Annotated in this window: 20 protein-coding genes; 6 read left to right on the forward strand and 14 right to left on the reverse strand. The window is 63.2% G+C overall.

From position 1 onward, the window contains the following. The first annotated feature begins 222 nt into the window (after nt 1–222). The 3 genes from M2352_RS26360 to M2352_RS26370 are packed head-to-tail and all read left to right on the forward strand — an operon-like array spanning nt 223 to nt 2,929. Nucleotides 223–969: a hypothetical protein gene (locus M2352_RS26360; RefSeq protein WP_264667501.1), complete on the forward strand. Its 747-nt coding sequence runs from the start codon at nt 223–225 to the stop codon at nt 967–969. Nucleotides 970–971: 2 nt separating this feature from the next. Continuing rightward, on the forward strand, nt 972–2,189 hold the full coding sequence (locus M2352_RS26365) for a glycosyltransferase family 4 protein (protein ID WP_264667502.1): 1,218 nt from the start codon (nt 972–974) through the stop codon (nt 2,187–2,189). Continuing rightward, nucleotides 2,186–2,929, forward strand: coding sequence for an FkbM family methyltransferase (locus M2352_RS26370; protein WP_264667503.1), 744 nt, complete (start codon nt 2,186–2,188; stop codon nt 2,927–2,929). Before M2352_RS26365 ends, M2352_RS26370 begins: the two co-directional genes overlap by 4 nt. 100 nt (nt 2,930–3,029) lie before the next feature. Here the strand turns inward: M2352_RS26370 and M2352_RS26375 are convergent, their stop codons facing one another. From M2352_RS26375 to M2352_RS26435, 13 genes are all read right to left on the reverse strand, one after another. Then, the gene (locus M2352_RS26375; RefSeq protein WP_319802077.1) at nt 3,030–4,229 is read right to left on the reverse strand and encodes a glycosyltransferase; all 1,200 of its coding nucleotides are present in this window, start codon (nt 4,227–4,229) and stop codon (nt 3,030–3,032) included. Next, nucleotides 4,178–4,957, reverse strand: coding sequence for a glycosyltransferase family 2 protein (locus M2352_RS26380; protein WP_264667505.1), 780 nt, complete (start codon nt 4,955–4,957; stop codon nt 4,178–4,180). The genes M2352_RS26375 and M2352_RS26380 overlap by 52 nt, the downstream gene beginning before the upstream one ends. Before the next feature lie 86 nt (nt 4,958–5,043). Continuing rightward, nucleotides 5,044–6,477 carry a lipopolysaccharide biosynthesis protein gene (locus M2352_RS26385; protein ID WP_264667506.1) on the reverse strand — a complete coding sequence of 478 codons (1,434 nt, stop codon included), beginning with the start codon at nt 6,475–6,477 and terminating at the stop codon, nt 5,044–5,046. After that, nucleotides 6,474–7,277: a glycosyltransferase family 2 protein gene (locus M2352_RS26390; protein ID WP_264667507.1), complete on the reverse strand. Its 804-nt coding sequence runs from the start codon at nt 7,275–7,277 to the stop codon at nt 6,474–6,476. The genes M2352_RS26385 and M2352_RS26390 overlap by 4 nt, the downstream gene beginning before the upstream one ends. Further along, nucleotides 7,277–8,494 carry a glycosyltransferase family 4 protein gene (locus M2352_RS26395; protein ID WP_264667508.1) on the reverse strand — a complete coding sequence of 406 codons (1,218 nt, stop codon included), beginning with the start codon at nt 8,492–8,494 and terminating at the stop codon, nt 7,277–7,279. Before M2352_RS26395 ends, M2352_RS26390 begins: the two co-directional genes overlap by 1 nt. Before the next feature lie 28 nt (nt 8,495–8,522). After that, nucleotides 8,523–9,803 (reverse strand): glycosyltransferase family 4 protein, encoded by a 1,281-nt coding sequence (locus M2352_RS26400; protein ID WP_264667509.1) that lies wholly within the window; start codon nt 9,801–9,803, stop codon nt 8,523–8,525. Further along, nucleotides 9,800–11,101, reverse strand: coding sequence for an O-antigen ligase family protein (locus M2352_RS26405; RefSeq protein WP_264667510.1), 1,302 nt, complete (start codon nt 11,099–11,101; stop codon nt 9,800–9,802). The genes M2352_RS26400 and M2352_RS26405 overlap by 4 nt, the downstream gene beginning before the upstream one ends. Nucleotides 11,102–11,249: 148 nt before the next feature. Next, complete coding sequence (locus M2352_RS26410; RefSeq protein WP_264667511.1) at nt 11,250–13,529, reverse strand: GumC family protein; 2,280 nt, start codon at nt 13,527–13,529, stop codon at nt 11,250–11,252. Nucleotides 13,530–13,774: 245 nt separating this feature from the next. After that, nucleotides 13,775–14,587, reverse strand: coding sequence for a glycosyltransferase family 2 protein (locus M2352_RS26415; RefSeq protein WP_264667512.1), 813 nt, complete (start codon nt 14,585–14,587; stop codon nt 13,775–13,777). Beyond that, nucleotides 14,584–14,916, reverse strand: a complete 333-nt coding sequence (locus tag M2352_RS26420; protein WP_264667513.1) for a cupin domain-containing protein — start codon at nt 14,914–14,916, stop codon at nt 14,584–14,586. The genes M2352_RS26415 and M2352_RS26420 overlap by 4 nt, the downstream gene beginning before the upstream one ends. Further along, nucleotides 14,913–15,671 carry a glycosyltransferase family 2 protein gene (locus tag M2352_RS26425; protein WP_264667514.1) on the reverse strand — a complete coding sequence of 253 codons (759 nt, stop codon included), beginning with the start codon at nt 15,669–15,671 and terminating at the stop codon, nt 14,913–14,915. The genes M2352_RS26420 and M2352_RS26425 overlap by 4 nt, the downstream gene beginning before the upstream one ends. Next, nucleotides 15,668–16,339 (reverse strand): HAD family hydrolase, encoded by a 672-nt coding sequence (locus M2352_RS26430; protein WP_264667515.1) that lies wholly within the window; start codon nt 16,337–16,339, stop codon nt 15,668–15,670. Before M2352_RS26430 ends, M2352_RS26425 begins: the two co-directional genes overlap by 4 nt. Beyond that, a complete protein-coding gene (locus M2352_RS26435) occupies nt 16,332–16,976 on the reverse strand; it encodes a PI-PLC domain-containing protein (protein ID WP_264667516.1) in 645 nt (214 codons plus the stop codon). The genes M2352_RS26430 and M2352_RS26435 overlap by 8 nt, the downstream gene beginning before the upstream one ends. Before the next feature lie 359 nt (nt 16,977–17,335). Between M2352_RS26435 and M2352_RS26440 the strand changes: the two genes are divergently transcribed. Beyond that, nucleotides 17,336–18,931: an FG-GAP repeat domain-containing protein gene (locus tag M2352_RS26440; RefSeq protein ID WP_264667517.1), complete on the forward strand. Its 1,596-nt coding sequence runs from the start codon at nt 17,336–17,338 to the stop codon at nt 18,929–18,931. A 16-nt stretch (nt 18,932–18,947) separates the two neighbouring features. Here the strand turns inward: M2352_RS26440 and pseG are convergent, their stop codons facing one another. Continuing rightward, nucleotides 18,948–20,063 (reverse strand): UDP-2,4-diacetamido-2,4,6-trideoxy-beta-L-altropyranose hydrolase, encoded by a 1,116-nt coding sequence (gene pseG / locus M2352_RS26445; RefSeq protein ID WP_264667518.1) that lies wholly within the window; start codon nt 20,061–20,063, stop codon nt 18,948–18,950. Nucleotides 20,064–20,238: 175 nt separating this feature from the next. Here pseG and M2352_RS26450 point away from each other — a divergent pair, with 175 nt between their 5' ends. Both M2352_RS26450 and M2352_RS26455 read left to right on the forward strand, forming a co-directional pair. Next, nucleotides 20,239–22,401, forward strand: coding sequence for a peptidase domain-containing ABC transporter (locus tag M2352_RS26450; RefSeq protein WP_264667519.1), 2,163 nt, complete (start codon nt 20,239–20,241; stop codon nt 22,399–22,401). A gap of 12 nt (nt 22,402–22,413) precedes the next feature. Continuing rightward, nucleotides 22,414–23,685, forward strand: a 1,272-nt coding sequence (locus M2352_RS26455) for an HlyD family type I secretion periplasmic adaptor subunit (protein WP_264667520.1), incomplete at its 3' end; no start/stop codon positions are given.

Consider the following 23,685-nt stretch of genomic DNA (forward strand, 5'->3'; position numbering starts at 1 on the left):
CGGCGGAAGCCCGTATTCGATTGAAGCCCTGGATGTGCACAATGCTCTGGGCGACCGGCCAGCGGTGCGGGCCTGGATGTCCATGATGTTCGCGATCGAGGGATGCCGTCCGCAATGGGGTCGAATTGCTGTGCAGTGTCCAAGCTCCCCTTTTCGGCATAGCTTTGTCCCAAATCAATCAGCGCAAGCATGACCGTTATGGGTACGGTGATTACGGATATTATGATGGACGCTACCATGAATACCACGGCGGACCAGACAACTGATTCCAGCCATAACGGCAAAGCCAACGCCCGTTCGTACCGTGGGGGGGCGGTTTTGACGCTGGTTTTCGCTGCCCTGGCCCTGGCCTTGGCCGTTCCCAGACTTATCAGTGCCTTGCATGCGGTGGCGGTGCAGGAGACGGTGACGGCCCTGAACGCAGGCAACATTCCCACCGCGGGGGCGCTGGTGGACGCGGTGGAAGAACTGGCCGTTGCGGCACGTTGGTCGGGAGGCTCCGATTATCAGCTCGACCGCGGTCTGGTGCTGCTGAAACAGGGGTTGGCCACGTCTGATCCCAACGAGCAGGCCGACCTGCTCGCCGCCGCAGAGCAAGCGACCGCGGATGGGCTTGCCGCGGGACCAGGAGAGCCGGGAGCTTGGGCGCGGCTGGCGTGGCTGCGTTTCCAACGGGGTAACAAGGATGGTGCCGTAGCGGCCTTGCGGCTGTCGTTCCTGTCCGGGGCCTTCGTACCGGTTCTCATGCCATCGCGCCTGGAACTGGCTTTGGCTCTGCGCTCTGCGATGGATGACGAGATGCTGTCTCTGCTGCGCCGGCAAATTCGTCTTGCCTGGGTGACCTCCCCCGATTTCGTGGCCAAGTTGGCCGAGCGCCCGGGGGTAGGGCCGCTGGTCCGGAACGCCTTGGCCGAGTTGTCGGAGCAGGAGGTGGCACGGCATCTCGAACTGCACGGGCCAAGGCGGTGACGGTGCCCCGCCGCATCGTTGTGCATGATTACGCGGGTTATGCCTTCCCTCTGCAGCTCAGCCGTTGGCTGGCTGGCCAAGGACACACGGTTCTCCATGTGCATTGCGACGATGTGGAATCCCCGCGGGGGCCACTGGCCCAGCAGACAGACGGCCCGCCGGGGCTGACGGTCGAAGGACTGTCACTGGGGCGGCCCTTGCCGAAATACCAGCTTGTGCGTCGGTGGATGCAGGACATGGCCTATGGCTCTTGTCTGGGCCGCCGTACCGCGGCGTTTCGGCCCGATGTCATTCTGTCCGCCAATTGCCCGCCGGCGGCCCAAGCGCGGCTTGCCGCAACGGCGCGCCGGGCGGGAATCCCTCTGGTGTGCTGGGTCCAGGATGTGTTCGCCGTTGGTGCCGCCATGGCGGTTCGCCGCTGGCCCGCCTTGATACGGTGGGCGGCGTTGCGTCACCTGCAGGTGACGGAATACCAAACCCTGCGCCGTTGTGCTGGTTTGATCCTGATCACCGACGATTTCGTCCCACTCCTGAAAGGGGAGGGGGTGAGCCACCCTCACACCACAGTTATCGAAAACTGGGCACCCGCTGACGCGATCACCGTCCGCCCCAAGGAAAATCCGTGGGCCAAGGCGCATGGTCTGACCGATGTTTTCGTCTTTCTTTATGCCGGCACCTTGGGGATGAAGCACAACCCTGGTCTTTTGGCCGATTTGGCCCGTGCCTACCGTGATGATCCGTCAACACGGGTCGTGGTGGTCAGCCAGGGTCCGGGGAGAGCCCAGTTGGAAGAGGTCAAGGCGGCGGAAGGGTTGAATAATTTGCTGCTCTTCGATTACCAGCCTTTCGAGTGTGTTTCCGATGTCCTGGCAACCGGTGACGCGCTTCTGACTCTTCTGGAGGATTTCGCCGGGGTAATATCAGCCCCATCGAAGATCTACTCTTATTTTTGCGCTGAGCGGCCAATCCTTGCCGCGGCACCGGCGTCCAATCTGGCGCGCCGCGTGATCGAACGGGAGGAGGCGGGCGTGTGCGTCGATGCTTCCGATCGGAGCGGTTTTATCGCCGCCGCCCGCCGCCTGCGCAATGACCTGGATTTGCGTGCCCGCCTGGCCGCCGGGCAGCGGCGTTACGCCCGGTCTGCGTTCGATATCGACCGGATCGGGCCACGCTTTTGCGCCGCTCTTGAAACGGCAATCGGGGGAAAGAGTGGATCATGAACGGCAGGTTTTGGAGCGAGCTTGCCCGTAAACTGCGCAAAGCCGCCGTGCTGGTACGGACGCCGCGTTTCTGCCGCGGGCTTCTGGCTGGTGTGGCCGCGGGCATTGAGCACGAAGCCTTGTTGCGCGGCCTGGGTGATGTCCGCACCGTCGTGGACGTGGGGGCCAACAAGGGGCAATTCAGCCTTTTGGCCTTGGAATTGTTCCCACATGCAAGGGTGTATGCCTTCGAACCTCTGGCGGCAGCTTTTACCCGGCTGGGAGCATGGAGCGGAAGCGAACCCCGGCTCGTGAGGCATTGCCTGGCTTTGGCGGAGGCGTCCGGGCAACGCACCATGCATGTCTCCGCCCGCATGGACAGCTCATCGCTGCACCCGATCTCCCAGCGGCAAACCGCGCAGTTCCCCGGGACCCAAGAGGTGGGAGAGGAGCCGGTCGCGGCTGTCCGGCTGGATGAGATCGTGAGTGCAACAGATCTGCAAGCGCCATCCCTCCTGAAAATCGACACTCAAGGGGGAGAGATAGGGGTTCTGCGCGGTGCGGCCGGCGTGCTGCCCTGCTTCGATTGGGTCTATGTGGAGTGCTCGTTTGTCGAACTCTATCAGGGGCAGGGTCTAATCAACGAGGTTACCGATCTTCTTGCCGCAGCGGGATTTCAGGCCACGGTGTATTGGCAGCCCTGCTGGGATGCCGCGGGCAACCCGGTGCAAGCCGATGTCCTGTTCCGCCGCCTTGGATAAGGATGGCCTTGGCAGTTACAGAAACTAGGCATGACGGGGGAAGCTCACCGCTTGTCGGGTGGTAGGAGGTGAGCGGATGATGGAACGCAGAGCCGCGACCCTACGGTCGCGGATCGGGATTGGCCGATGCGTAGAGGATCCGCCACAGCCGTTCCGCCGTGTCATCGAGATCGCAATGGGCGGCAACCCAGGTGGTTGCCGCCTGTGCGCAGGCCACCGGATCCGCTGCCGCCGCCCGCTGCAGAGCCGCCGCCACCCCCGCTTCGTCGGGGGTGAACAGAATGCCGAAACCTTCACGTTCGGCCATGTCCCATGCCAAGCCCCGCGGGACCAGCAAGGGCCGTCCGGCAGCCAGCGCCTCCGCTGCGGCGATCCCGAAGTTTTCCCGGACGTCGCCATCGTCCAGCCCCGACGGCAAGACCAGGAAATCGCAATCCGCGAGCGCCTGGCGCACACCGGCACGATCCAGGGAGCCCATCAGCCTGACGGCGTTACCGATCCGCGTGGCCATGGCATGGGTTGCCGCGGCGTAATCACCGTTCCCTTCTCCCACAATGGTCAGGCGATCGACCGGGCCGCGGATCCGATCCCATATTTTCAAGAATCCCAGAATGCCCTTTTCCCGACTCAGCCGGCCGACGTAGCACAGCCGCAGCCCGTCACCGGCAGCACGCCTGCGAGGTGGAGTCCACCAGAAGCCGATGTCAATTCCGTTGGGAATTTCCACGATGGCTGCGTCCGGCAGCCATGCGCGCACCCCGTCTCCTTCCAGGCCGCTGGTGACATGGACGGCGGCGGCCTGGCGCAGGGCCGGCAGCACAAGCAGGCGGTAAAACAGCCATTTCAACGGCTTCTTCCGTCGGATATGGGCGACGTGGGCGGGCATCAGACCGCCGTGGGTGGCGGCGACATAAGGCCGGCCCAACCAGCGGCAGAACAGATAGGCCAGGGTGGTCGGCCATGTGGCGATGCCGCATATGTAACAACTGCCGGCATCACGGCAGGTGGCCCAGACAGTCGTCATCGCCCCCCAACCAAACCCCCAGCGGACAGGCCATGCCGCCCGATACAGCCGGACCGTGGCCCGAGCGGGAAGGTCAAGATCCCCTGCCCGCAAGGCCGGTCCGCAGGATCCGTCGCTGACGGCCACCGAAAAGGCATGGCCCCGCCGTGCCCAGGCCTGCGCCAAGGCCGCCGCGCATTCGGCCACTCCCCCGAATCCGCGGGCCGGTGCGATGTGTGTCGCAATCAGGGCCGCCGTCCGGCGCGGCGCAACGTCCATTTCGTCGCCTCGTACCATGTGTACATCAGGGTATAGGCCAAACCGGCCCGGCCGTCACGAAAGCCCCCCTGGCACACATAATGGTAAAGGAACCGCGCCGGTATCCGCCATGCCCCACACCCGGCGAGCCGGTTGAGCAGAGCGCGGAAGGTGACGTGGGCCGTTTTTCCGGCGGCTTCGGCCGACGAGACCTCCTGCCGTGCCAGCCCGATATGCTTGCGCATCCAACCGGCCAGATCACCGTCGTAGAAGAAATGGTCATAGGGAATAGGGCAGCGGATCTGGCGGCACGGTTCGGCGACGGTTTCCCCATGCCCTGTCCCGTTGGGCACAAAACGGACGGTTTCCACCCGTGCCAGACGGGGATGATGGATCGGATAGCCGGGGGCATGGCGCAACGGCTGGCCATCCCAGATCAGCACGGACGGAATCTGCACCACATCGAAGCCGGGGGCCCCGGCGGACACGTTCCTGTCCAGCCAATCGAAAAAGGCCGGGGGGAAAATTTCATCCGCGTCGATGAACAGCACCCAGTCTGCCAGCCCGCGGCAGGCGTCGAGGCAGAAATTGCGTTGCGCGGCATAGCCCGGCCATGGATTGACCAGCACCCTGGCCCCCGCGTTGCGGGCAATGTCGGCCGTGGCGTCGGTGCTGCCGGAATCGACCACCAGGACCGGATAGCCGGGCGGCACGGCGGCCAGACACGCAGGCAGGCGTCCAGCCTCGTTCAGGGTCAGGATCGCCACGGTGACCCGCGCCCTGGTTTCTATCGGTCCCATCCCTGCCCACTGGTTTCGAGGATCATCATCGATGTGTATCATCGGGCGCCCCTTCACCCGGCGATGGCGGCGCGTATCCCGGCCGCCATCGCCAGACAACAGCCCCCGGCAACCACTGCGGCAGCGTATGTGCGGACCAGAACCGGAAGAATGGGAGAGGAAAGCGCCCTGGAGGCCGCGCGAAGCATGATCGGGGTTGCCACCATGATCTCCGCCATCCCCACCGCGATGGCCGCCCCCAGAGCGTCCCGGTCAGGGATCAGAATGAGGGCCAGCAGGATCATGGCGGCGGCCTGGAGCAGCATAGCCAGCGCCAGAGGCTGCGGGCGGCCAATCAGGCGCAGCAGGCCCATGGCGCAATAGGCCGGCGTCATCAAGACCGCCGCCGCGACGAAGGTGGCCGCCAGCGGCCGGTCGAACGCCACGTTTCCATGCGTCCACAGACCAAGAAACCAGGGGCCGACGGCCAGGGTCACGCCGCTGATGGTCCCGATGACGGCCCCGGCCACCGGGCACAGGATGCGGTGCAGGCGGGCGGTGCCGGCAACGTCGCCACGGGCATAAAGATGCGCCATCTCCAGCCCGGCAACGGTGGCGAACTGATTGGCGAACTGGCGGATGACCCCGGTCAGGGTGCGCATGGTGCTGAAGACCACCACCGCCCCCGGCGACGACAGACGGCCCAGCAGAATGACCGGCAACTGCACCAGCAGCACGCCGCCGCTCTGCTGGAGGCCGTAGAACGGAGATTTTACAGCCAGCTCCCACAACTCTGCCGCCGCGGGACGGCATGGCATGAAGGCAACGTCGGGATGGCGCCGCCGCAACGACCAGAGCGAAACACCCCATCCCACCAGCAGGCTGACGGTGCCGTAGGCTGCCGCCGCCTGTATCGGGCTGCCCCCAGCCAACGTGACGCCGATCACGGTTCCCTGCTGGGCGGATGTCAGCACGAGAAAGTCGCCGACCTGACGGGAAAACTGGCCGCGGGCGGCATAGACCGACAGCGTGAGTTCCCGCGGCAGCAGCAGGAGGGTTGATAGGCCGAGCAGCACCAGGGTTGCTTGCGGATGCTCTAGCTGTTCGACCCCCAGCAGGGACGGAACATCCAACAGCATCAGGGACCCCGCAAGCACGGCAAGCAGCACCGACAGCGACAGTGCATAAGTCCCCAGCCCCGCCTGGAGGATGCGCTGTCCGGCGGCCTGTTCGCCGCGCGCCCAGGCCGCCCGCAGACCGTTGCCCAGATGGCCTTGCATCCCGAAATCCGCCACCATCAGCAGGCCACCCGCCGCCATCAGGACCAGCCAGTCACCATAGACCACCGGACCCCATGCCGACAGACAGATGGGGACCGACAGGAACTGCAGCAGCGTCTGGATCACAAAGGTCAGCCCCTGAATCCCCACGCCCAGGGCCAGCCGCCGCACGGCCCCGTTACGAACAAAGCTGCCCTGGAAAAGACGGTTGCGGATGGCGGTCATCATGACCAGCCCCAGCCGAGCCGTACGGCCAAGGCCCGTGGGTTGCCGGCCCATTTGAGGCTGCGCGCCGCCAGACGCCGGGCCGGGTCGAGCCAATCCGGCCCCCGTCCGGTGAGACGCTGGCAAATCCGCGTCCAGTCGGCATGATACCGGTCCTCAAGCGCCCCCGTTCCGGAGATGGACTGCGCGTGCAGCGTGAACACCGCCAGATCCGCCGGCAGCAGCCGGAAACGCCGGCCCGCCAGCAGCAATTCCGCAATCAGTTCACCATCCCAGCAGGTGCGGTTGGCTGCATTGAAACCGCCCACCGCCCGCACGGCATCGGTGCGATAGAAACTGGCCTGTTGCAGCAGAAACACCCCGCCATGGGCCAGCCGCCAAGGTGTGATCGGTGCCGTGGCCAAAACCCGGCGGCTCCGGCCGTGGCGAAGATCCACGATAGAGCCGTGGCCATACAGCACGTCGCTGTCGGGGTGGGCGCGAAAGCCGGCCATGATGGCTCCGACCGCGCCGGGGAGAAGGTAATCATCGGCGTTGAGAAAGGCGAAGACCTCGCCCGTTGCTACCGCCAGCCCATGGTTGAGGCCGTCCGCCGGACCATTGTCGGGATCGAGGATAACGCGGGACAGACGATGGCCGTAACGGCCGATCAGCGCCCGGCTGCCATCGACCGAACCGGGATCGACGACGATGTACTCGATGTTGGGATAATCCTGCTCCAAGACCGAGCGCATGGCCCGCTCCAGAAACTCGGCCTGATTATAGCTGATGGTGACAATGGAAATTTTCATCGCGTGGGCCATCACGGCGCGGGCAGGGGGTCCGGCACCCCCAGCGCCTGCCGGAGGCCGCGCAGGTCCGCGGCGTAATCCCAGCGGTCGATCAGCGCCCGCCCGGCCTCGCCCATGGTCGCCGCTGCAGTGCGGTCGGTCAGCAACCGGCGCAACGCCGCGGCCAGAGCGTCAATATCGCCGGTAGGAACCACCAGGCCTGTGTCTCCGTCACGCACAAGATCGGTCTGGCATCCCACCCGGTCGCTGACGATTACCGGCACCCCGCAGCTCATCGCTTCGTTCACCACCAGCCCCCACGGCTCCCATTCCGATGGCAGCACGAAGACGTCGGCCATGGCGTAATAGGCCGGCAAGCGCAACTGACCTTCGAACCCGGCGAAGCGCACGCGGTTCAGACCCAGGCGCGCGGCTTCTGCCGCCAGGGACTCGTGCATCGGCCCATCCCCGACGAAAACCAGATAGGGCTGTTCCGCTTCCGCCCCGCCGGCGATCCTGGCATAGGCCGCGAGCAGCGTATCAGGCCGTTTCAGTTCCAGCAGCCTGGCAACGAACAAGATGACCGGAACATTCATGTCCAGCCCCAGTTCCCGGCGCAGGTCCGGGCTTTGCCGGCCCGCGGCGGCGGAACGGTTTTGAAAAAAGGCGTTGTCCACAGCGTAGGGCACGAGGAACATCCGCTGGTCGGGAATCCCGTTCTGGCGATAATAGGCGGCGTTGCGCGTGCCGATGACGGTGAAACCATCGCACAGCCCGCGCAAAAACTGGAAGAACAGCCGCTTCAGCCCGGAGCGGATCGGGCCGCGTGCCTTGCTGTCCTGTGTAACCTCGTCCCGTACCAGGATGCGGAGTCCCAGCACTCGTCCCATCATCATCGCCAGGATGTTGTCGAAACGGGCATAGCCATGCACCCACAGCGCATCGAAGCGTCCGGCAACCAGCCGCCTCCACAAGCCGTAGGTCCAGGGCCGAAAGAAACTGAACTGATTGCCGGAGCCGATCCGTGGGAGGAATACGCTGTTGAAACCGCCGATGAGATCGGTTTCCCAATCGATTGTCACCCCATAATCGGGATCGACCGTCGGGCGCAGAAGGTAGTCGGATTGAAAGAACACGGTCAGATCAATGTCCGGCTGGGCCGCGATCATGCGCAACAGGGGAGCCTGATAATGAATCGGGTGGCTCACCAGATAAGCCAGACGAAGCGGACGGGCTGGAACAACGGTCATCGAAAGGTGGGCCTTTGTGCCGGAACGGCTAGGGGAAAGAGGCATGCATGGCCAGCAGCCTCTCGTACAGGGCCGTCAAGCGGTCGCCGTAACGGTGCTGGTTGTAATCGGTACGGATCAATGCGGCATTTGCCGCGCCGGCTGCCGCCAGCCGGTCCCGTCCCATGGCGAATGCCCGGCGCAACGCGGCCCGCAGCGCCTCCGCATCGCCCGGCGGTACCAGGAAGCCATGGCGATCATGTTCAACGATGCTGCCGCTGTTGGGGGTGGTGATGACGAAGCATCCACAGGCCAACGCTTCGAACACCACCCGCGCCGATCCTTCGGCCAGGGAAGGAAAGACGAAAATATCGGAAGCCGTCAGGCGCGCCGTCAATTCGGAGCGGGGAACCAGATCGTACACCCGCACTCGTGGGTCGGCCAGGAAGTTGCTGAACCGTTGCTTGGCATCGGGATGGACACCAGCAACAATGTCAAGGCGCCACGGTATATCGTCCAAACCGAATAGGGCGTTTATTAAAACGTCGATCCCTTTGCGCGGATCATGTCCTCCGGTAAACAACAAGCGCATGGGTTGGCCTGTGACAGGCCGCCGTTGCGGCAGCTGGTCGAGGCAGGGCTGATCGACCCCGCTGTAGACTACATGAACCCGGTCTTCCGGCCAGCCCTGATGGAGAAAGGTCTGGCGGACGAAATCGGAATTCACCACCACATGCTCGGCACGTTCCACATCGTCGAGGATGTGATGCCAGAAGCGGCTCGGGGCCGGGCGCGCGCCGGGCGGCGGAAACCGGCCCCCATGTCTGGTCAGGTAATCAACCAAACGAGGATGGGCGATGGTGTGTTCACACAAAACGATCATACCGCGGGCACGGGCGCATGCGACGGACTCCTGCCCGAACCCCGACCGATAATGATAGATCGTCGGCACGGACGTATCGGCAGACGCGATGATCCGGGCCGCTTGACGGCCATACAGGCGGTAGCCGGCGATGTCCAGCCAATCCGCCAGTCGATGAAACGCGGCAGGCAGCCGCCGCAGCACCATGCCGCTGGCGTGCACGGCTTCCGTCGTCCACAGCGCATCAATGCGGGATGGCGGAACATCGACACCACGCGCAGCCAGGCGCGCCAGTTTTCTTTGTTTGGTCACGCCCAGACGCTCTGCCGAACGCCATGCCATTCCGGTCGGATAAGCCCCCGTCATCAGACGCGCCAAGCAACCCCGGCTCGCCAGTTCTGCCGACGCGTCGGCCAAGTTATAGCGAGCAAAACCGTTTGACGTGATAATCTGAAACGGTGACGTCATGCTGCCCCCGAGGGCAGGGGGGGATGAGGCTGTGGTCTGGGCCGAGACGGCGTCGGCGTCGGCGGTGCGGACAGAAGCATCGTCAGAACGACGATTTCAAAGCAAGCGTTGACGCGGCCATCGAGGCCGTACGGAGAGAAGAAAACATTCCAGCTCAAGTCAAAAAAACAAAACAATGAGATGGGGTGGACCAATCCAGGTTGCCGGATCAGCTTGAAAGAGACTCTGATCAGCAGGCCAAGCACATAAAGCCAGATAAGAGCCGAGAAAACCCCTCCTTCCGTCCAAGCACCGAAAAGGAATGAATGAGTTGGGATCGGATTTGGGGTGTCAGGAAGGCTGGTTAATGAATATCCGAAATGATCCATAAATATATCATAGTAATAATCGCTGGTAGCCCACGATCCATGGCCGAAAAATGGGCGGTCCATAATCGCCAGGCTGGACACAAATACTTCGGCTCGCCCTGAAAGAAGAAGGCCATAAGATTCAGTCTGCGCAGACAGCTTCAATTTAGCGTCTTCACCTAACATCCCCTCGGAAGCCGTGTATTCATAGATCTCGACGATGATACCGGCTCCACCGATGAGGAATATGGACACCAAAAAAATCTTCGACATCGAGCCATTCTTGAACCATCGTTCCAGGAACGGAACCATGGCGATCCCCAGTGCCACCATGAACACCATGCCGGCCATGCTGCGGAATCCCAGCACCAGATTGACCACTACCGTCACAAGGCACAGGCCGATTGCCAAGAGCGGCAGGCGCGCACTCCACAGCATGCCGGCCGCCACAACCGCCAGCATGGTGACCGGCCGCCCATAACCGAATTTCCAAGAATCAGCTTGAATCAGTTCACTCGGTTCCAAAAGGTAGCCGATAGCCAGTCCGATAGCGTTGGCGGTGAAGAGAACGATGACCCGCTTGCGATTATCCAGCCCCAGACTGTAATAACCCAGCAGCAACGCCCCCGTCATCATGGCGCGTGCCATGCCGCGTGCCATGTTGTCGAAACTGGTATGATTGACCAGATCGCTGATCAATTGCGCACAAAACCATACAAACGATAAGAAAATCAGCCGCCGGATTGGTGGAGGCAGTGGTGGAATGCTGTGCGTGACGATCAGGATCGGCAAAAGAAATAGCAAAACCAGCTCGCTGCCGGTAATCCGCCCGATTAGTTCCAGGTTGAGTCCTATCGTCAACCCAACCAGCACACACACAGCCGTGCGAAGCGAGGGTTGTGGGCGCGTAGGATGGTGGGGGTATTGGATGCCGTGGGCGGGAAAACTCATCTGGCTTATCTTCGTCCCTTTCCCGCAGGTACGGCATCCGTGTTGCCGTACCTGCGGAACGTGTTGGCCACAAACAGGGCCTTGGGGGGTAGGGGATCCGGCCTTGACAGTGATGAAGAAAAGACAAGCCGCCAGCCCAGCCGGCTATTCAGCGTTCTTCCCCACCATAATATTCATGATAACGGCCATAATAATAACCATAATCACCATAACCATAGCGGTCATGCTTGCGTTGGTTAACCTGGGAAAGAACCACGCCGAACAGTGGCGCACCGACGCTCCGCAACAATTTGATACCGTTGCGGACCGCATCGCGTGACGTTTCATTCCATTTGATCAGATAAATCACCTGATCGGCCAAACAGGCCAGCACGCGCGTATCGGCCACCGCCAGCACCGGCGGAGAGTCGATGATAATGTGATCGTAACGGGAGGAGAGCCGTTCGATCAACGCCGCCATCCCGGCCCCGTTGATGATTTCGGCGGTGTTGAGCGCCTTACCAGCGGGGAGAAAATCCAGGCTGCCCGCCGCGTTGGGCACGATGACGTCGCTTTCGCCGACTTCGCCTGCCAGAATCTGCACCAATCCGCGCTCCCCATCGATCCCCAGCATACGGAACATGTTGGGCCGGTGAACGTCGGCGTCGATCAGCAGCACGCGTGGATGCGCCTTGGCAAACATCATGGCCAGGCACATGGACACATAGGTCTTGCCTTCACGCGGCACAGACGACGTGATGAGGATGATGCGCGGGCTTTTGGTGTGCCCCTGCAAATCCAGGGCGGTGCGCAGGCTGCGCACGGCATCGGACAAGGACGAGCGCGGGTTGTTGAGGATGTCCTCGCTGACCGACCCCTTGAGGCGCCGCCGGTTCAAAGGCACCATGGCCACGGTCGGCAGACCGGTCAGTTCCTCAGCCTCGTCCGACGAGCGCACCGAACTGTCGAGACGGTCCAGCAGGAACACCAGGATCACCCCGATCAGCACCGCCGCTCCCAGGGCGGCGGTCAAGATCGACCGCTTCGGCGGATAAGAGGGCGAAAGGGAAATTTCGGCGGGCGAAATGATTCGAGCGTTGGCGCGCTGGACCTGTCGCTGTTCAGCCTCGCGCTTGAACCGGGTCAGGAATGCCTCGTAGACCGCCCGGGTGGCATCGGCCTGGCGCTCAAGCTCCCGCAGCCGGACCTCGGCCTCACCAGCCCGATCGGAAACCTGACGCGCCCTGTCCAACTGGCGCTCAAGCTCCCGTACCCCCGTGGCCGCAACCTCGACTTCGCTGGAAATCGCCGAGGCGACCTTCTCAACCTCGTCGTTGATCCGGCGGCGAAGATCCTCCAGATCCGCACGGATCCCCAGGATCCGGGGGTGACGTTCTCCGTAGGTCTTCAGCGCTTCCGACATCTCCCGGCTGCGCTGCGTCTCCTGCTCACGAAGACGCTGGATCAGGGGAGACTGCAAAACGTCCGAAATCGCGTCGATGCTCCCACGGGCGCGCAGAAGCTCCCGCACCTGCTGCTGCCGGGCCTGGCGCTGCGCAAGCTCCGAACGCGCGATCACAAGCTTCGAACTCAGCTCCGAAAGCTGCTGGTCCTTGATCGGTGCGCTCTGCTCGCCACGCCGCCGCAGCCCGTAACGCGACCGGAATTCCTCTGCCGCCGTTTCCGCAACCTCAACATCCTGCCGAAGCTTCTCCAGACGCTCCCCCAGCCAGTCCGCAACACGCCGCGTCTCGTCAAAATTCGCTTCCAGGCGGTCCAGAACGTAAAGGTCAGCAAGCGTGTTCGCGATCAGCGCCGACTTCTCGCGGCTCTCCGAGGTGTAGGCCACCGAAATGATGAAGGACCGGCGCGGAATCTTCACCGACACCTTCGACAAAAACGCCTGCACAATCGCCGCGTTATCAACCTGTTCGCTGGCCGCCGGCGACAGGCTGGCCGTGGCATTGCCGTCGCCGCCATCAAACGACATCAGCCAGTTCAACGGGTTGAGCTTGGACAGGAAGACCTGCAAAGGCTTGGGCTGACGCAGCGCCGGGTTGAATTCAGGGTCGTCCTTCAGCTTCAGCTTATCGATCGCCCGCTGGGCGATGACGGTGGACGTCAGCAGATCCGCTTCGGTCTGCACCACCTGCTCCGACATCCAGGCCCGCACCGCCGGACGGTCGTCCAGAGCGTTGCGCACATCCGGGGCTTCAATTGAAATACGGGCTTCCGCCATATAGCGCGGCGTGACCTGCTGCAAGTACAGGAACGTCGGCACCATCACCGGCAGCAGACACCCCAGAACCAGATGCTTGCCCCGCCAGAGAACCCGCCAAGCCCAACGCAATTGGCGACGAAATTCATCTTGGGCATCGCCATCCGCATTCGGAGCCGTCGGTAAGGCCGACGGTCCCGTCGTAGCACCACGCGGTGTCAGGAGATTCATGAGGAATGTAAACCAAGCCGCAGCATAAACAATATCCGATTATAGCCGCGGGTTCCGCTCCAGGCAAATTCCGTTTCCCGTATTGTTTTTGGAGACTGTTCTGCCGGAATCGGAATGCACGATTTCATTCACGTGAAAGAAGGGCAAAATCTGGGGAAAGGACCATTTTTTCCCAGAAAAAATCTTGGATAATCGGCAAAAGGGAAGGCAAGACAGAAGCTTCCCCTGTCTTGCCTTCCCCTTGCTCAGCTTAGCTGTGGTTTGGAACCGGGTTGCGCATCCGTGGCCCCCTCCATGAGAGCAGACACCGCCTTCCGAGACACCGCCAACCCCAGAAACCGTTCAAGGTCGGCGGGAATGCCAATACCATACATGCCGGCATCCACGGCCCCGATGGAATGGCACACGATGGTGGCACCATGGGCGATCATCTGATTATACGTTGGAGCAACGTAAAACTCACCGTTGACACGCAGGCCGGCGGTGATCATAGCGTCTGCGGCGGCAACGAAGTCCCGGCCCCGGCGGAAATTATAGATCCCGACCGTTGCCTCCCGTGAAATGGGTTCCTTCTCCACCACTCGATTGACACGCCCGGCAGCGTCAAAGCCGACGAAGGACCATTTGGGATCCCCGTCGTCCATGGTCATGATCAGGCCATCAACGCCATCGGTATCCATGCAGGCCAGATAATGGTCGATACCGGCATCGATCCATTGGTCGCAGTTGGCGATCATCAGCGGATCGTTGCTGTCGATCAGCGTACGGGCCAGCAGCACGGTGCAGGCCGCCCCCTCGGTCACCCGGTCCACCGGGATCACCGTACACCCCGGCGCCCACATGGTCAGCTTGTCCGCCAGGGCATAGCGCTCAAGATGCTCGGCCAGGCACAGGAAAATGAAACGGTGCGGACGGGAGGGACGCAGGTTTTCGATCACCACCCGAATCATGGGGTGCCCATGAACAGGGATGAGCGGTTTGGGATCGGTATACCCCACGCTGGCGAAACGCTGCCCCCGCCCGGCCATGGGAATGACGATGTTCAGCACGCCGCTCATCGGGCCGGCTCCACCAGATATTTGTCGTCGGGGGCACCCGGATGCTTCACCACCACGGTGGTGACCGGGGTCAGGGTATGGAAATCGGCCACTTCGCCCGGCTCCACCGTCACGATGTCGCCAGCGGTCAAGGTCCGGCCGTTCATTTCGGCCGTTCCTTCCAGGATGACTGTGATTTCCGTGGCGATCTTGTGAACATGCGCGCTTTCGCGAACACCTGCCGGGTAGCGTTTCACCCCCACTTCCACGTCGGTGGTGTGCAGGACCGTCGGCTCAAAGGCGCCGACGAACCAGCCTCGTACCATCCCATCCAGCCGATCGACCTTCATGGCTGTCTCTCCACGCAACGGCCGCTCAATACCTGCTCCTCATACCGCTGCATCAGGGCCGGGGTTGCCAGGGAGTGATAGGCATCCCGCGTCATGAGGTGAACACCGACGCGCTTTTGGTCCAGAATCATCTCGTTGTAGGCGGGACAGATGAAGAAGGCATTGTCCACATGAGCGTCCTTCAGGATCATGCGCTCGGCCGCACGGACAAAATCCCGCCCACGGGCGAACCAGTAAAAGCCGGCGGTGGCCAGATCGCTGATGGGGCGTTTTTCCGCCGCTTCGATCAGCAGCCCATCATCGTCGCATTTGACATAGGACCAGCGGGGATGCACCGCCTTGAACACCAGGATGCCGCCGTCCAAACCACGATTCTGAAAATCGGCCACAACGTTTCTCAGGTCATGGTCGATGATCTGATCGCCGTTGGCAATGATCAGCGGGCTGCCGTTGTCGATCTCGGCGACGGCCAGCAGAGCGGTGCAGGCCGCGCCCGCGGTTTCTCCCGGCGTTTCCACCACCATGGCATCCGGCATCAGCAGCCGCAGGACCATGCCGATGTGAAAGCGCCGGTTCTCGTCCCCCCGCACCACGAAGATGAAACGGGCGCCAAGCGCTTCCAGCGGGCGGTAGGCGGCCAGAACCCGTTCTACCGCCGGCAAGCCGGCGATTTCGATCAGGCTCTTGGGATAGGAATATCCGGCCTCGCGGAACGGGGTGCTGGAGCCGGCCAGCAGCACCAGGATATTGATCATGCCACACCTTTTTCCAGAACGGCGCCCTGCCCGTCTCCGGCACTTTTGCCGATGGTATCGATGGCGTGGCGGATGCGGTCATACGTCACGTCATGAACCGTTCCCACCTCCAACACATGAGTGCCGGCGGCGTGGGCGGCCTGGATGCCGTGGGCGTTGTCCTCCAGAACCAGGCAGGCATCCGGGGCGACCCCAAGAAGTCCGGCCGCCTTCAGATAAATATCGGGATGGGGCTTGGCCCGCTCCACGTCCTCGTTGGACAGCATGGCGGTGAAATAGCCGGTGAGATTGGCATAATCCATCATGGTCTCCACCGTCCGGCGGATGGAGTTGGAGGCCAGGCCCAGACGGAATCCCTCACTCTTCAGGCGGGCCAGGGCATATTCATGGGCGAAGACAGGCTTGCAGCGGGCATGGACGATTTCCATGGTGTACTGCTGCTTGAGGTCATTGATGAAGCGGTGCAATCCAGACGGCAGCCCATGCTGACGGGTCAGCATCTCCAGCTTCTTGCGGGTGGGCAGCCCATCATAGGCGTGGAGATGATCGTAACGGCTGATTTCGTGGCCGAACAGCCGCAAGGCGCGGTTCAGCGCCTCGTAATGCCATTCCTTGGCGTCGATCAGCACGCCGTCCATATCGAAAATGACCGCCAGGATCTCAGGCATGGAAAAACTCCCGTGCGTCTTCGGGAAAATCAGTGCAGAGGAAGAAACGGCTGTGGCCGATGACCGCTGGGTCGGCGACCAGCCGTTCCCATTGGGCGCGATGGTCCCGGCGGTGGAGTTCGGGCGATACCAGACACACATCCTTGCCGGCGTCCAGATGCCGGGTAATGTCGCCGGGGCCGATCCAATCGCTGTGGAACTGGTCCAGCCACACCCCGGCAGCCCGGTCATAGAGCACCGGTTCCGGCTCCACGTCGCTGTGGCGGACATACACCGGAACCCCCACGGCCAGATAGCCCAGGGTGTCGGGAACCGACATGTCGAAGACGAAGGCGTTGCCCAGGGCACCATGGCGGTCCAGGGCCTCGCGCACGGCGGTCTGCAGCCCGTCGGCCTTGATGTTGAGCGCCAGCGTCAGCCCCGGCCCGTGCCCGGCGCACAGGGCCAGGAAGGCATCCAGGGTCATCACCGCGTCCGGGGCGGACGGGGGGGGATCGTGAGAGATCACCACCATGCGGTTGTCGTCCCGCAGGTCCGTTTCGATGCCGAAGCCCAGATCCAGCGACCGTTCGAAGGCGACCCGATGGTTTTGCTCCCCGCGCGACCGCCAATAACCGCGATGACTGATGATGCGCACTGTGAACCTCTCCATCGGTCGTGGCCGTCTGCATCCGAGCGGCTGATTTCTAATCGGCCATCCCAGCCCATACCAGAAGCAAATTCCATGGAGCGCCCACCCGGCATCAACCATGGGCGGCATGGTGGCGGCAGAAGGTTACGGGATCGATAATAAGCGCCCGCCCATACCGACAAACGGGGCCCTTCCCCGGCTGTGCCTGGACAGTACGAGCGGAGGACTGATAGTAAGGACCGGTCATTTTTCGTCCGTTACCCTGAAGAGAGACACGCGCTTTTACCTTGAAAAGAGACACGCGCTTTTCACGAAAGCCGCGCCGCCGTCCAACCTGATCGCGACCGTTTCCGAAAGAGGTCTTCATGCATCGCAGCCTTATCGCTCTGGCGGCCCTGATTGCCGGGTCGGCAGCCGTCCTTTCCGCGCCCCTGCGGGCGGAGGAAAGCTGGATCTACGGCTTGCGGCAGCCCCAGGTGAGCCGGCTGTCCGAAACACCGGAACGGATCATCTACACGGGCACGGTGCAGAAGGGCAAAACCTCCAACCCCAAGAGCCTGGGGGGGCACAACACGCTGCTCAACGATTCCGGGGCCGAATACCGGCTGGTCAGCCTGACCTATGCCATCGACCGCACCCGGCCCCGCAAGGACGAAAGCATCGAGACCGACCTGGGCATCGCCATCATCAACAACGGCAAGGAGGTCTCGCTGACCAGTGGGGAGGAGATGCTGATCCTGCACGAATATTTCGTGCCGCCGGCGAAGATGGGCGGGCTGGAAACCATGGCGGTGCCGGCGGGCGGCTTCCGCTTCGCCCCCGGCCAGCGCCTGTCCATCGGCTCGGTGTCGGGACTGGTGCCGCTGGGCCAGGGCGGCGTGGCGGAGGTCTCCAACGACCGTCTGGAAGACGGCGCCTTCATGTCGCTCTACTACCGCGCCGAGCTGGTGCGCGCCGATCTGGTCACGGAGCCGGCGGTCACCAGCTACCGCTCCCCGTACCGCGACCGCAGCTATGTGGCCGATCCCGGCCGCCGCACCGCTCCCTTCACCGATTACCGCAACACCAGCGGCAAGCCGGTGCGCATCCACGGCATCGGCGTCTTTCTCAGCAACCTGACCAGCACCCTGCCCACCGCCCACGGGCTGGAGGTGTTCGTCAACGGCAAGCGGGTCGCCGACATTCCCCTGCCCGCCCACATTCCCGGCCAGTCCAGCGACACCCTGCCGATGATCCTGCCGTTCCCGCTGACCCTGGCGCCGGACGACCGGCTGTCGGTGCGCGGGCGGGTGGAGCCGAACCAGGCGCTGGTGTTCGACTTCGCGGCCTATGCCATCGGTGAATACGGTCTGGAGCAGGACAGCGAGCAACTGGACATCGCCCATGCCGACTTCAACGGTGACGGGTACGAGGACATCGTGGACCGGGACGGCAACGGATCTCTGTGGGTGTCGATCCGGGTCGGAAAGGGGTATCAGGAAACCCAGGATGAAAAGGCCCGCCACCTGCCGCATATTGATTCGGTGGAGGCCAAGGATCTGAACGGCGACGGCATCCCCGATCTGGTCGTCCGCAACAATCAGGGCTACTGCCAGAATCTGGTGTTCGATCCCAAAATCTCGAAATTCCATCCCTCCTATTGCGCCAACGGCATCGCCGGTGCCCAGGACGACGTGGCATGGGGGGATTTCAACGGGGATTCCTGGCCCGACCGCGTGCGCGTGGACCACAAGACGCTGGAATACCGCGTCGCCCTCGGCGGGCCGGACGGGCTGAAGCCCGAAACCGTCTGGATGACGGGGATGGGGCGCACCGACCTCCTGTTCACCGGCGACCACAACGGCGACGGCAAGACCGATCTGATGCTGCAATGGCACGACCGCGGCGGCCCCCAATGCGCCATTCTGCTGTCCAACGGCAGCGCGTTCAGCCGTACCGCCTGCCGCAAGGGCTTGCCCTGACCGTCCCCAGCGGGCGTTACCGGCCCGCCATCACCACGCCCATGGCATCCAGCAGCGCCTGGGCGATGCGCCCTGCCCCCTGGCCGTCCACACGGCCACGGGCGGCGTCCGACATGGCCTGACGCCGCGGAGGATCATCCCAAAGGGCCAGCGCCGCTGCCGTGATCCGGGCGGCGGCCTGCTCGCCCCCGCCCCGCACGTCCACGACCCGGCACCAGGACGGCATTCCAGCGGCCCCGGCCGCCGCTGCCGCCGGAGCCTGATTGTCGGCCACCACCGCCAGCAGCGCCGGCACCGCCAGGGCCGCCAGCTCCGCCACCGTGCCCCCGGCGGCGGACACCGCCAGACCGGCCCCGGCCATCAGATCCCCCATGGCCAGAGTGTCGTAATGGACCGCCACCCGATCCCCGAACGGTGCCGCCGCCGCCCGGCAGTCTGCCAGCCATGGGCTGCTGCCCCCCACCACCGCCACCAGCCGGACGCCGGGCGGCAGCCGCGGTGCCAGCAGCCGGATGCACGGTGCGGTCAGGGCCAGCGGGTCCGATCCGCCAAAGGTCAGCAGGACCGACCGCCGCCGGTCGAGCGGCAGCACGGGCCGGGCCGCCGCGTGCCGGACCTCGTGGCGCACGGGGGCGTGGGCCGGCCCCAGCAGAAGCCGCGCGCCGGGAGCCGACACGGCATAGTCCACCGGTGCCGCACCGGACGATGCATTGACCACCAGGGCGGCGGACAGCAGCCCTGGTGGGTGCTGGCCGGTAAAGACACCGTCATCGAAGGCCAGTACGGGGCGGCCTGCCCCTGCGACGGCTGCCCGGTAGCTGGCGTCAAAATCATAGCCATCCAGCACGACGGCGCCCGCCCGGCTGGCAAGCGCCATGGTGGCCGCTCGATCCTCATTGCCGCCGGCAGGGCCGGTCAGCCGGATAAACCCGGCCCCAGCCGCGTCCAAACGGTGCCTTGCCGCGTCCGGTAAGGCCGTGACGGCAAAGCAGCATGGGTTCCCCTGCTCCATCAGGGCCTCGGCCACTGCCAGACAGCGCATAATATGGCCCAAGCCTATGGTTTTTCCTCCATCGGCACGGAAAATGACGGAAGAATGGGCAATTTGCGGGGGAATGGGGCGAGAGATCATCAATGGTTTCCGGGCGGTGTGTTCGGTTTCGCAAGGCCACAAAAAAAGTTTTACGTCTCGGCACCTGTTTCCATTACGATCCCGTCGGCTCGAGAAGCCCGGACCGGGGGATGGTGGCACTCTCCCCCCGCCGCTGACAATCTGAGTGCCCTAGCCAAAGCGTGCAACGGAATCCATGACCCTCGCTGCTTCAGAGACGTCCTGCGCTCATACGGGACTGCGATGCCTGGTTGCTGTGGCCCAGCAGTGCGGCATCAATGTTTCCGTTGAGCAAATGAAGCATGACTTCGTGGTGGAGAACCAGGAGGTTGGCCTCGCGCAGCTCATGCGCATGGCCCGGAAGATCGGGCTGAAGGCTCGAACCGTCGCAATGAACTGGCAGCACCTGCTCAAACTGGGACAGGCATTTCCGGCCATCGTCCAGTTGCGCAACGGCAATGCCATGCTGGTCATCGGCTACTCCAAGGTCGGTGACACGCCGCTGGTCGTCCTGCGCGATCCGCTGTCCACCAGTGACGACGGCATTCTGGCCATCGATGAAAGGCGCTTCGCCGAGGCCTGGGACGGGCAGGTTCTGCTGCTGAAGCGCGATTACGCCATTACTGAAACCACGCAGCCCTTCGGCTTCCGCTGGTTCCTGGCGGAAATCCTGCGCCATCGCCGCCTGTATATGGATATCGGCGTCGCCGCCATCCTGTTGAGCGTGCTGTCCATGGCCATGCCGGTGTTCATCCAGCTCATCCTGGACCGGGTGGTGGTGCACAACAGCCTCGGCACGCTCTACGTTCTTGCCGCCGGCCTGGTTCTGGTCATCCTGTTCGAGACCATCTTCACCTATCTGCGGCAATACACGGTGATGTTCGCAACGCGTAAAATCGATGCGCGCATCAACGTCGCCACCTACAACAAGCTCATCAGCCTGCCGATGGACTTCTTTGAGAAGACACCGGCTGGTATGACGATGAAGAATTTGAGCCAATCTGAACGCATCCGCAATTTCATGACCGGTCCGGTCTTTGGAGCGATGCTGGACAGCTTTGCTCTCATCTTCCTCATTCCCATGATGTTCTTGTACCAGCCGCTGTTGGCGATGATCGTCATGGCCTTCACCATCGCCATCAGCCTGATCGTCGGTTGTGTGATCCCGTTGCTCAAACACCGTTTCACCAAGGTGTACGAGGCGGAAACGCAGATGAGTTCGATGCTGATCGAATCCATCCACGGCATGCGGACCATCAAGTCGTTGGCCCTTGATGCCCGCCAGCGTAAAGAATGGGACCACCGGGTCGCCTATACCGCGCGGGTGCGTTTCGACGTGCAGAAGCTGGCGCTGGTCGCCCAATCGCTGGTCCATCCGCTTGAAAAGCTGATGACCGCCACGGTCATTTCCGTCGGCGCCTATCTGGTGCTGGAGCGGGAGATGCAGATCGGCGGGCTGATCGCCTTCAACATCATCTCGGGCCGCGTGGTCGGGCCGCTGGTGCAGATGTCCTCGCTGATCCAGCAGTTCCAGGAAGTGTCTCTGTCGGTCAGGATGCTGGGCACCATCATGAACCATCCGGGTGAAGACACCCGGTCGGGCCGTGGCCTGCGCACGCCCTTCAAGGGGCTGGTGGAATTCAACAACATCCGTTTCCGCTACAGCCCCTCGGCCCCGCCGGCGCTGGACGGCGTATCGTTCTGCATTCCCGAGGGAACGATCTTCGGCATCATGGGCCGGTCGGGATCGGGCAAGACCACCATCACCCGCCTGCTCCAGGGGCTGCACACTCCGCAGGAAGGGCTGATCAAGATCGACGGCTCGGACCTGCGCGAAATCGCGCTGGATCATCTGCGCACCAGCATCGGCGTGGTGCTGCAGGAAAACTTCCTGTTCCGGGGCACCATCCGCGAGAACATTGCCGCCGCCAAGCCGAGCGCCACCCTGGAAGAGGTGATGCGCGCCGCCCGGCTGGCCGGTGCCGACGAATTCATCGAACGCCTGCCCAAGGGCTTCGAGACGGTGCTGGAGGAAGGCTCCGCCAACCTGTCGGGCGGCCAGCGCCAGCGCTTGGCCATCGCGCGCGCGCTGCTGACGGATCCGCGCATTCTGATCCTGGACGAAGCCACCAGCGCGCTCGATGCCGAAAGTGAAGCCATCGTCCAGGCCAACCTGATGAGCATCGCGCGCGGACGGACGGTCATCATCATCTCTCACCGCCTGTCCACCCTGGTCCCGTCCGACAACATCATGGTTCTGGAACAGGGCCGGGTGCAGGATGTGGGCCGCCACGAAGAACTGCTGCACCGCTGCGATATCTATCAGCACCTGTGGCACCAGCAGAACCGCCACATCTAACGGTCGGGAATCATGAGCGTCCGTCAGCTTCGTTTCAGCCCGCAGCAGCAGCGGAAGATTGCCGACACGATCAACGAGTATCAGCAGGATACCACCGAGATCGACGGCGAACGCTATCCCCTGCTGGCGCGGTCATCGCTCTACACGATGGTCCTGATGGCTATCGTCGCCTTCATCTGGATCACGGTTTCGACCCTGGACCGGGTAGTATCGGCCCGTGGGCGCATCGTGTCCACCGAACCCAGCCTCGTGGTCCAGCCGCTCGAAACCTCGATCATCAAGAGCATCAACGTGAAGGTGGGCGATATCGTTCACCCCGGTACGGTGCTGGCCACCCTTGATCCCACCTTCACCCAGGCCGATTACGACCAGCTCCGCGCCCGCATGCTGAGCCTGGATGCCCAGATCGAACGGCTGGAGGCGGAATACGCCAACCGGCCATACAAGGTCGAGGCACGGCCCGACAGCGACGAGGTGGAAGGGGCCAGCTACCGCCAGCTTCAGGAATCCCTGTGGCGGGAGCGTCAGGCGCAGTACCAGTCCCAGCTTCAGAGCTATGACGAGAAGATCGCCCGGATCGAAGCGAACCTCGTCACCCGCCAGCAGGATGAAGTCCTGCTGGCCAATAGGCTGGAGATCGTGCGCGAGGTGGAAGCCATGCGGATGAAGCTGGAATCCAATCAGGTGGGCAGCCGTCTGAACTCCCTTCAGGCCCGCGACTCCCGCATCGAAATCGAGCGCAACTTGGCCATGGTCAAGCGCGACATGATCGAGCGGCGGCATGAGCTGCAGGGGGCCCAGGCCGACCGCGACGCCTTTGTCCAGCAATGGCAGTCCCGCATCCTGGAAGATCTGGTCGGCCGCCGGAACGAGCGCGACGGGGTGGCCGAACAGATCGTCAAGGTGCGCAAACGCCAGGATCTGGTCAGCCTGTCGCCGGTGGTGGATGCGGTGGTGCTTGACATCGCCCAGCGGTCGGTCGGGTCGGTGGTCAACGGGGCCGAACCGCTGTTCACCCTGGTGCCTCTGGGCGCGCCGCTGGAGGTGGAGGCCTCCATCGACGCCAGGGAACTGGGCTTCATCAAGGTCGACGATCACGTCAGCATCAAGCTCGACGCCTATCCGTTCCAGGAACACGGCATGCTGGAAGGGCGCGTGCGCACCATCAGCGAAGACGCTTTCAACGGGCAGCAGGGAGCCACCAGCACCACAGGTACCTTCTACAAGGCCCGCATCACGCTGGACAAGAAGACCCTGGACCACACGCCGGCGAACTTCCGCCGA

The sequence above is a fragment of the Azospirillum fermentarium genome, from assembly GCF_025961205.1.
GTDB classification, from domain to species: domain Bacteria; phylum Pseudomonadota; class Alphaproteobacteria; order Azospirillales; family Azospirillaceae; genus Azospirillum; species Azospirillum fermentarium.